This is a genomic window from Mycobacterium sp., from assembly GCF_032161845.1.
Taxonomy (GTDB): domain Bacteria; phylum Actinomycetota; class Actinomycetes; order Mycobacteriales; family Mycobacteriaceae; genus Mycobacterium.
On record NZ_JAVRQA010000378.1, the window covers coordinates 1 to 5,214 of the forward strand.

At 66.2% G+C, this 5,214-nt stretch carries 7 protein-coding genes; 1 reads left to right on the forward strand and 6 read right to left on the reverse strand.

The window, feature by feature from the left end; all coding sequences use genetic code 11:
* The 6 genes from QOD90_RS20415 to QOD90_RS20440 form a co-directional block, all read right to left on the reverse strand.
* Nucleotides 1–212: PRC-barrel domain-containing protein (locus QOD90_RS20415; RefSeq protein ID WP_526352653.1), on the reverse strand; the 212-nt coding region annotated here is incomplete at its 3' end.
* Nucleotides 199–615: a PRC-barrel domain-containing protein gene (locus tag QOD90_RS20420; protein WP_526352654.1), complete on the reverse strand. Its 417-nt coding sequence runs from the start codon at nucleotides 613–615 to the stop codon at nucleotides 199–201. The genes QOD90_RS20415 and QOD90_RS20420, both read right to left, overlap by 14 nt.
* Nucleotides 612–1,841 (reverse strand): NRAMP family divalent metal transporter, encoded by a 1,230-nt coding sequence (locus QOD90_RS20425; protein ID WP_526352655.1) that lies wholly within the window; start codon nucleotides 1,839–1,841, stop codon nucleotides 612–614. The genes QOD90_RS20420 and QOD90_RS20425 overlap by 4 nt, the downstream gene beginning before the upstream one ends.
* Nucleotides 1,838–2,284 (reverse strand): hypothetical protein, encoded by a 447-nt coding sequence (locus QOD90_RS20430; RefSeq protein WP_526352656.1) that lies wholly within the window; start codon nucleotides 2,282–2,284, stop codon nucleotides 1,838–1,840. Before QOD90_RS20430 ends, QOD90_RS20425 begins: the two co-directional genes overlap by 4 nt.
* Nucleotides 2,285–2,348: 64 nt before the next feature.
* A complete protein-coding gene (locus tag QOD90_RS20435) occupies nucleotides 2,349–2,666 on the reverse strand; it encodes a hypothetical protein (RefSeq protein ID WP_526352657.1) in 318 nt (105 codons plus the stop codon).
* An 84-nt stretch (nucleotides 2,667–2,750) separates the two neighbouring features.
* Nucleotides 2,751–3,218, reverse strand: coding sequence for a GAF domain-containing protein (locus QOD90_RS20440; protein ID WP_526352659.1), 468 nt, complete (start codon nucleotides 3,216–3,218; stop codon nucleotides 2,751–2,753).
* A gap of 87 nt (nucleotides 3,219–3,305) precedes the next feature.
* Between QOD90_RS20440 and QOD90_RS20445 the strand changes: the two genes are divergently transcribed.
* A partial coding sequence (locus QOD90_RS20445; protein ID WP_526352658.1) for an excinuclease ABC subunit UvrA occupies nucleotides 3,306–5,214 on the forward strand: 1,909 nt, incomplete at its 3' end.

A 5,214-nucleotide genomic window follows, 5' to 3' on the forward strand; every position in this document is an offset into this window, starting at 1 on the left:
GCGGACAGCATGGCGGGGCCGGTGGAGTCCGTTCGTTCGTAGCCGAGGTAGGAAGAACGGGAATGTGGGCTGACGACGAAGCCGAACAGCTGGGTCGGGCCGGCGTCGTCCTGGTGACCCACCTGAACCGCGAGGCGGACGTCGATGACCGTCCCGACGCGGCGACCCTCGTCGTCCAGCACGCTGAGGCCGAGCAACTCACTCAGGAGCATGTCTGCCTCCGGGGATGCGACCGATCACGTGGCGACGCAACCAACGCTCGACCCAAAGGGAATCGAGCTGGGCGTCGGTGCGGTGCAACGTGATCACCACACCGAGGCGGTCCACCAGGTCCCAGGCGATGAATTGCAGACGCGATGCGGGGGGTTTGCCGCCGAAGATGCGAGTGGCCCAGACGTTGCCCGTGACCACCGCCGCGACCGTCGGTGCCGGCGTTCCCTCGGCGATGTCCACGTCCATCGGAACGCCGTCGAGGTCGATGTCGTCGACGATGCCGATTGGTTCGCCATCGTGGTCGTGTAGCTGGCGGTCCAAAAGCTGGGGCAAGGCATCCACCAGGCGACCGTCCCACGGCTTGGACTCGAGCTGTTGGCCGCCCCGGCGGAACCCTGTCATTGCCCCGCCCCTGTCACGATCATCAGCGGAATCGCGGCCAAGGAAGCGACCAGGATGATGACGAGATAGACCGTCGCAAGCACGTTGGTGGCTCGTCCGTTGACGTGCTCGCCCATGTACTCGCCGTCGTTCGCGACCATGAGGATGGGCAGATAGGTCAACGGAAGGGCGATGGCGGAGAACACCACCGAGTATTCGGTGACCAGGATGGGATCCACGCCGGTGAACAACACCGCAACGCCGACGATCAGAACCACGATCATCAGCAGATGGAAGCGGGCAGCCTGCGCCGGCCGCCGGAACTTGCCCCAGGTCCAACCGAGGTACTGCGCGATGGTGTAGCCCGCTGACAACGTGGTCTCGAGAGCGGCGCCGAAGGTCGCGGCGATGATGCCGACGATGGCGAAGGCCAAGGCGAGTTTGCCTCCCGCGACGACCACCGGCGCGACCACTTGCGACAGGGAGGTCACCTCGATCGCGGCAGGCAACAGCACGATGGTTGCGCTCGCGGCGATGGCCAACGACAGCAGCCCGCCGAGGGGAAAGCCGACCAGGACATTGAGCCGTGATCGTCCGAGATCCGCTACGCTCCAGCCCTCTTCGACGGCACCTGAGGAGAAGAAGAACACCTCGTACGGAGTCATTGCCGCGCCGAATAGTGCAATGGCGAAGTACCAGTACGTGGCCGCGGACTCGGACTGCGGAATCATCGGTGCGATCGCCTGATGACCGAGGTCGGCCCAATTCGGGTGCAGCAGGAAGAGGCTTACCGCGAACACGATCAGACACAGCCCGGCCAGTCCGGTCACGTTCTCCATCACGGAGAAGCGGACGCGCCAGATCACCACCCAGACGGCGAATGCGGCGACCGGCATCCACAACGTGGGGCCGACGTCGGTGGCCAGTTGCAGTGCCAGGGCCACACCGCCGATCTCGGCGGTGATCGTCATGAGGTTGACGAAGAACGAAGCCGAAAGATTCGCCATGGCGGTGCGCGGACCGAGTCGGTCGCGGATGATCTCGAAGGTGGCTCGCCCGCTGACCGCGGCAACCCGGCCGGCCATTTGCGCGTAGAGACAGATTCCGAGAACGCCGACCGGGACGACCCACGCCAACGTCATGCCGAACCTCGACCCGACGACGGCATTGGTGACCAGATCGCCGATGTCGAGGAAACCGCCGATCGCCGTCAGGACGCCGAGCGCGACGGCAAAGAGCTTGCTCATGATTCGCCCTGTGCGGCAAGGTCGTTCACCGCGCGCGCCAACCGTTGGTCGACGGCATCCACGCCGTCGGGTAGTGGCACCCCCCGGACCAGGGCCCTGGCGCCGTTCAGTGCGGCCACCGCGTCGGTCATGGTCGCCGTCAGCGCCTGCTGGCGGCGGAGAGCTCCGTCGGTATCGGGAGTGAGGGTCGCGATGTCCTCGTAGGCCTTGGTGACTTGCTCACTCGCATCGCCGAGTTGCACCGCGGCCAACGCGTCACTCGAGCGGTGTTCGCGCCAGAGCCGCATCGCGAGTACACCCGTGCGCGTGGCCGATTCGGATTCCTGTTGCGCCTGCGTCAGCTGACCCGGCACACCGTCGCGGACCGAGGGGGAGACGAGCACCAGAAGGCCAACGCCGACGACCAGCGCGACTCCGAACGCAATCCGGCGCGCAGCCCTCATGAGCCCTCCTACCGCGAAGGTGAAGGGCGGTTACCCGCTTGCGGTCACGCTCACACTTCGGAGCTCAGTCGTCCTTGTCGTCCTTCTTGGGCTCGTCGTCCTTGTCGTCCTTCTTGTCCTTGACGTCCTTCTCGTCCTTCTCGTCCTTCTCATCCTTCTTGGGCTCGTCGTCCGACTCCTCGTCAACGCCGTCGTCGGTCTCATCGTCTTCTCGCAGGCGATGGCCGCCCACTTCGATCACCGCCCAGTGGCTGGGCGACACCAGGACGGTCCAGTCGCCCTCGTGTCGCCCCATCTTGAGGACGCCGTCGTCGACTTCCCAAACGGTGTCGTCGTCGTAGTCGGTTTCTTGCCCGTCGGAGTACGTCAGTTTGAATGCCATTCTCCGAGCCTGCCACCAAGGCGGTCGGTAGGAGGCTGGCCTGGCGAAAATTCTTCAAGATCATTTAGTGCCATGTGGCAGTGCCTAATTCGCACGCCTACGGGTGGCCGCCCAGATCCGCTGACTGACCACGCCGACCGCCGTGTCGTGGATCTGCTGAAGGTTTCTGCCGCCGCGACCGAACGTGGCAAGCACTGCCGCAGGCGCCTCGTGCTCGCTGATGGGCGACTCCGACCACTCACAGGGGCGGACGTGCACCAGATCGACCTCGGCCGCCACATCGCTCGGGTCGTAGGACCAGGGTCCGGCGATCCTGCCGACCCAGAACAGCAGATTGGCGTCCCTGGTCCAGACGAGGGATCCGTCCAGTGCCGCGGCGAACCGCTCGATCCGGCGAGCCAGCCGATCGTCGTACTGGCGGATGGCGGACTCGACCGCCCCATCGAGATTCGGTGGCGGTGGATGAAGTATTCCGCCAAAGCCGCAGACCTGCAACGACATTGCACGGTCGATGGTCGCCTGAACGTCCACGTCGTCCCGGCGCGACCGCATCGGAGCGCGGTAGACGTCGACAGACACTTCGCGAAAACCTCCTGCAGATGTTTGGTCGTAGTCAAGAGTGGACCGCACACTGGCAGGGTGTCTACGCCTCCGGAAGTCGTCGATCCCTTCGTCCGTGTGCTCGGGTCGCAAGTTCACAATCTGAGAGCCGTCGACGTCGCGGCACCGCGGGACGCGTTCGTCGCGTTCACCGGGGTGTCCGGATCGGGCAAATCGTCGCTGGCGTTCGGCACGATCTATGCCGAGGCGCAGCGGCGGTACTTCGAGTCCGTCGCCCCGTACGCCCGTCGCCTGCTGCTGCCCGCCGGAGCGCCGAAGGTCGACGACATCACCGGTCTACCTCCGGCGGTGGCGCTGCAGCAGCGCAGGGGAGCGGGAACGTCACGGTCGACAGTAGGCACGGTGACGACTTTGTCGAACCTCCTCCGAATGCTCTTCTCGCGGGCGGGCACGTACCCGCCCGGCGCCGCCGAACGACTGGACTCCGACTCCTTCTCGCCCAACACCGCCATCGGCGCGTGCCCCGAGTGCCATGGTCTCGGCCGGATTCACCGGGTGACCGAAGAGACCCTGGTACCCGACCCGTCGTTGACCATCCGCGAAGGCGCCGTCGCGGCGTGGCCCGGTGCGTGGCAGGGGCAGAACCTGCGCGACATCCTGATCACGCTCGGCTACGACATCGACAAGCCGTGGCACAAGCTGCCGAAGCGCAAGCGCGACTGGATCCTGTTCACCGACGATCAGCCGACCGTCGAGATCCATCCAGACCGTGCCGCGGTAACCGCGGACTATTACTACAACGGCACGTTCTCCAGCGCCGAACGCCACGTGCGGCACACCCTTGCCAATTCGCAGAGCGCGATGATGCGCCGCCGCGTGCTGCAGTTCGTCGACAGCGTCGAATGCCCGGTGTGCGGCGGCTCGGGCCTGCGGCCCGAAGCATTGCTCGTCACGTTCGCCGGGCAGACGATCGCCGACCTCGTCGCCCTGCCGCTGACGGATCTCGTGGCCGCCCTGGAGCCCGCGGCCAACCGCGTCGATGCCGAGGCGGCCTACGAGTCCATCGAGTCCGGTGAGCTCACCGAGGTGGCCACCGTGATCGCGGCAGACCTCGTCGCGCGGATTCAGGTCCTCGTCGATCTTGGTCTCGGCTACCTGAGTCTGAACCGCCGGACGCCGACCGTATCACCGGGTGAACTGCAGCGACTGCGACTGGCAACCCAACTGCGGGCCGGCCTGTTCGGCGTTCTCTACGTGCTCGACGAACCGTCGGCAGGTCTGCACCCGGCGGATGCCGAGCCGCTGCTCGACGTCTTGGATCGCCTTCGGCGAGCAGGCAATTCGCTATTCGTGGTCGAGCATGACATGGACGTGGTCCGGCGCGCCGACTGGATCGTCGACGTCGGCCCTGGCGCAGGCGAACTCGGTGGTGACGTGCTCTACAGCGGACCGGTGCCAGGCCTGGCTGACGTGTCTGCGTCGGTGACCCGGCGCTATCTCTTCGACGCTGCGGTGGCCGATGCCCGGCCGAAGCGGGTGGCGACAGGAACTCTGCGCCTCCGCGGGGTGTGCTTCCACAACCTGCGCGATCTGGAGGTCGAGATCCCGCTAGGGGTGTTCACAGCGGTCACCGGAGTGTCTGGCTCCGGAAAGTCCACCCTGGTCTGCAAGGTCGTCGGCGACGTCGTAGCACGGCACCTCGGCGCTTACGGCGTCGACGCCGAAGAGTCCGATTCGGCCGAGGCCGACGCCATGGTCGTCGACGCCGATCTGGATGCCAGCATCGGAGTGACGGTCGACGGCGTCGAAGCCATCGACCGGCTGGTGACCGTGGACCAGAAGCCGATCGGCCGCACTCCGCGGTCCAACCTGGCCACCTACACCGGCATGTTCGACGCCGTCCGCAAGCTGTTCGCCGGTACCGACGAGGCCCGGCGCCGCGGGTATGCGGCCGGCCGGTTCTCGTTCAACGTGGCCGGCGGGCGCT

What these genes read in the sequence shown, in the direction of transcription:
- QOD90_RS20440 (WP_526352659.1), bottom strand. Translation starts at nt 3,218, where the DNA reads ATGCGGTCGCGCCGGGACGACGTGGACGTTCAGGCGACCATCGACCGT.
- QOD90_RS20420 (WP_526352654.1), bottom strand. Translation starts at nt 615, where the DNA reads ATGACAGGGTTCCGCCGGGGCGGCCAACAGCTCGAGTCCAAGCCGTGG.
- QOD90_RS20425 (WP_526352655.1), bottom strand. Translation starts at nt 1,841, where the DNA reads ATGAGCAAGCTCTTTGCCGTCGCGCTCGGCGTCCTGACGGCGATCGGC.
- QOD90_RS20435 (WP_526352657.1), bottom strand. Translation starts at nt 2,666, where the DNA reads ATGGCATTCAAACTGACGTACTCCGACGGGCAAGAAACCGACTACGAC.
- QOD90_RS20430 (WP_526352656.1), bottom strand. Translation starts at nt 2,284, where the DNA reads ATGAGGGCTGCGCGCCGGATTGCGTTCGGAGTCGCGCTGGTCGTCGGC.